Raw genomic sequence first — 2,434 nt, 5'->3', positions numbered from 1 at the left:
GCGCGCGCGGCGCCGCGGGCCGCCCCCCGGGGGGCGCCCCCCCCCCCCCCCCCCCCCCCCCCCCCCCCCCGCCCCCCCGCGACCGCCCCGCCGGGGATGCTGGTGGCGACCCTGCCGCTTGCCGCCGCCGCCGACCCCGCGGCGCTGGAGGCCCGGCGCGCCCGGCTCGCGGCATCGGGCATCGGCCTGGAGCTCGACGGGCTGGACGCCCCCGGCCTCGCCCTGCGCGCCCCGCGCGCCCGGCCGCCGGCGCTGCGGCGGCTGCGCTGGTCGGCGGGCCGCGCCGCCCCGGATGCGCGCGCCGCGCTCGCCGCGCTCGCTCCCGCGCGGATCGTGCTGGCCGGGGCGGAGGACGACGCGGCGCGGCGCGTCGCCGCCGCGCCCGGCATCGCCCAGGTCGAGGGCGTCGCGGCGTGACGGCACTGCGCGAGGCCGGAGGCCGCGCGAGCACGCGCGCCGCGATCGAGCTCGCCACGCTGGTGCGCGAGAGCGTCGCGGCCGATGCGGCGCGGGAGGTGCTGCATCTGCGCCTCGCCGCCCTCGCCCCGGCGCTGCGCCGCCCGCATCACCGGCGCCTGCTGCGCGATGCGCTGGACGGCGCGCTCGCCGCCGCGCGCGCCAACATCTTCGACCTGCCGAATGGCGATGTCGTCGCGGTGGCGCGGGTGCCCGCCCCTGCGCTGGAGGAGGCGCAGGCGGCGCTGCTGCGCAGCCTGGATGCGGCCTCGGCCGGCGCGGTCCGCCGGCTGCGCCTGCCCGAGGAAGCCGCGCGGCTGCTGAGCGCCGCGGCGGAGAGCCTCGGCATGGAACCGGTCGAGCCTGCCGAGACCGCGCCGGCCGACGGTCCCTTCGCGCCGCTGGACAGCGCCGAGCTCGCCGCGGCCGAGCGCGCCCTGGCGGCGGCCGATCTCGAGCCCGTCACGCTCGCCCAGTCGGTCTGCCGGCTGGACCCGGACGGCGGCGCGCCCCAGCCGGTCTGGGAGGATCGGCGCATCTCCTGGCCGGCGCTCAACGCCCTGGTGCTGCCCGGCCGCGACCTCGACGCCGCGCCCGGCCTGCTGCGCCGCCTCGGCCGCATGGCGGAGGGGCGGATGCTGATCGAGATGGCACGGCCCGCGGCGCAGCTCGCCTGGCGCCCGGTGGGGCTGCCGCTGGCGCCGGCGACGCTGGAGGGCGGCATCTTCGCCCGCTTCGCCGAGGCGCTGCCGGCCGGGCGCCGCGCCGAGGTGATCATCGGCCTGCGCCCCTTCGACGTGCTGGCCGATCCGCGCGGGGTCCGCCGCCTGTCGCCGCTGCTGCGCCAGCGCGGCTTCCGGCTTGCGCTCGACGACGCGACGCCCGGGCTGATCGCGCTGCTGCCGCCGGAGCGGCTCGGGCTCGACATGGTGCGGCTGCGCTGGTCGCCTGACCTGCCCTCCGCCATCCCCGAGGCCGTGCGCCGGCTGCTGCAGGCCGCGTCCGACCGGCTGGTGCTGGCCGGCGTGGACCGCCCCGCGGCGATCGCCTGGGGCTGGGAAGCCGGCATCCGCCTGTTCCAGGGCCCGCTGATCGAGCGCCGCCGGCGGGGCGTGTAGGCGGCCCGGCTACGCGGCCTCGAGCGTCGTCACGTCCTGGCCGGGGCGGCGGCGGGCGATGAGGGCGGGCAGCGCTTCCGGCGCCAGCGGGCGACTGAGCAAGAAACCCTGCGCCTGGTCGCAGCCCAGCGCCGCCAGCGCCTGCAGCTGACCGCGCCGTTCCACCCCCTCCGCCACCACCTTGGCCGAGAGGCCATGCGCCAGGCGGATCACCGCATCCACGATATGCAGGCTCGGCCCCGCCTCCTCGATGCGGTCCACGAATTGCCGGTCCACCTTGATCACGTCGAAGGGCAGGTGCTGCAGGTAGCCCAGCGAGGAATAGCCCGTGCCGAAATCGTCGAGCGCGACCCGCACGCCGAGCTTGCGCAGCGCCGCGACCTCGGCCGCGGCGCGCTCGGCCTTGCGCAGGAAGACGCCTTCGGTGACCTCCACCTCCAGCAGGCGCGGATCGCCGCCGGTCGCCCCCAGCGCCTCCTGCACCAGCCGCGCCCCCTGCCCGGCGCCGAACTCGGAGGCGGAGAGGTTCACCGCCACCGGCACCTCGAGCCCTTCCGCGCGCCAGCGCAGCGCCTGGCGGCAGGCCTCGTCCAGCACGAAACCGGTCAGCTTGTGGATCAGCCCGGTCTCCTCGGCGACCGGGATGAACAGGCCCGGCGGGATCCAGCCGCGCTCGGGGTGCTGCCAGCGCAGCAGCGCCTCCACCCCGTCGAGCCCGCCGTCGCGCAGGCGGAACTTCGGCTGGTAGGCCAGCACGATCTGCCGGGCCTGCACCGCCTGGTGCAGGTCCTCCTCCAGCCGGCGCCGCTCGACCAGGCGTTCCTCCTGGTCGGCGGTGAACAGCATGCCGCGGCCGCGGC

At 78.8% G+C, this 2,434-nt stretch carries 3 protein-coding genes; 2 read left to right on the top strand and 1 reads right to left on the bottom strand.

Features of this window, described 5'->3' with window-relative positions:
• Window positions 1–417, top strand: a 417-nt coding sequence (locus AC1MIR_RS19175; protein ID WP_480029788.1) for a hypothetical protein, incomplete at its 5' end; no start/stop codon positions are given.
• A complete protein-coding gene (locus AC1MIR_RS19170) occupies window positions 414–1,574 on the top strand; it encodes an EAL domain-containing protein (protein ID WP_480029787.1) in 1,161 nt (386 codons plus the stop codon). The genes AC1MIR_RS19175 and AC1MIR_RS19170, both read left to right, overlap by 4 nt.
• A 9-nt stretch (window positions 1,575–1,583) precedes the next feature.
• On the opposite strand, the gene AC1MIR_RS19165 is transcribed toward AC1MIR_RS19170, so the two are convergent.
• Window positions 1,584–2,434, bottom strand: an 851-nt coding sequence (locus AC1MIR_RS19165) for a putative bifunctional diguanylate cyclase/phosphodiesterase (protein ID WP_480029786.1), incomplete at its 5' end; no start/stop codon positions are given.

Source organism: Falsiroseomonas sp. RANM36 (assembly GCF_056682175.1).
Note: the sequence above shows the minus strand (reverse complement) of the source record. Positions and strands in the feature narration are given on the sequence as shown.